Source organism: Leptolyngbya sp. AN10, assembly GCF_050565645.1.
Classification (GTDB): domain Bacteria; phylum Cyanobacteriota; class Cyanobacteriia; order Leptolyngbyales; family Leptolyngbyaceae; genus Leptolyngbya.
Genome location: NZ_JBNXVP010000119.1, coordinates 1 through 820, shown reverse-complemented (window position 1 = coordinate 820; position 820 = coordinate 1). Strand labels below are relative to the sequence as shown.

At 49.1% G+C, this 820-nt stretch carries 2 protein-coding genes; both read left to right on the top strand.

All coding sequences use genetic code 11. The annotated features are described in order from the left end of the window. On the top strand, positions 1–287 hold a 287-nt coding region (locus ACQ4M5_RS41830; RefSeq protein ID WP_430681705.1), incomplete at its 5' end, for a transposase. A 77-nt stretch (positions 288–364) separates the two neighbouring features. Then, positions 365–727 (top strand): IS3 family transposase, encoded by a 363-nt coding sequence (locus tag ACQ4M5_RS41825; protein ID WP_430681704.1) that lies wholly within the window; start codon positions 365–367, stop codon positions 725–727. Positions 728–820 lie beyond the last annotated feature (93 nt).

Genomic DNA, 820 nt, shown 5'->3' with positions numbered 1-820 from the left:
TCAAGTGCATGTCAAATTCAGCGAAAAAATACACCCCCCAATTCAAAGCCAAACTGGTGCTCGAATTGCTACGTGGAGAGAAGACCCAAAGCGAAGCGAGTCGAGTGCATGGCGTGCATCGCAGTGTTCTCACGCGGTGGCAAAACGAATTCGTCGAACGAGCGCCTGTGGTGTTTGGCGAAGTCGGACAAGTCACGGAAGCAGAAGCAAGAATTGCCGAACTCGAACAAATGGTGGGGAAATTGACGATGCAATTAGAGATTGCAAAAAAAGTATCGAGTCTCTGAGTGAGGATCGCAAACGCGAAATCATCCACGAGTTGCACCCTCAGTATTCAGTCCGCCAACTGTGTGAAGTACTATCAGTGAATCGAAGTAGCCTGTACTATCATGCGGTTGAGCCAGACGCAGAATTTGAAGCTGGATTAAAACAGCAGATCGACCACATTGCTGGGGAATTTCCGCGTTATGGCTATCGTCGAATCACGCAGCAATTGAAACGACAAGGAGTTGTGGTCAACCACAAGCGAGTGGCACGACTGATCAAAGAAATGGGACTCGTCGGGAAAGCTCCGAAACGGCGATGTCGAACCACCAATAGCAATCATGCGTTTGCTCGTTATCCAAATCGGGTGGCAGGATTGCGAATTGAGCGACCGAATCAAGTTTGGGTGGGAGACATCACGTACATCCGCTTAGGCGAAGGATTTGTTTATCTGGCTGTGTGAATGGATGTGTTCACCCGTTGTATTCGCGGTTGGCACTTAGGGCGAGGATTAGATCACAGTCTGACTCTGACGGCTCTCAATCAAGCCTTAGAA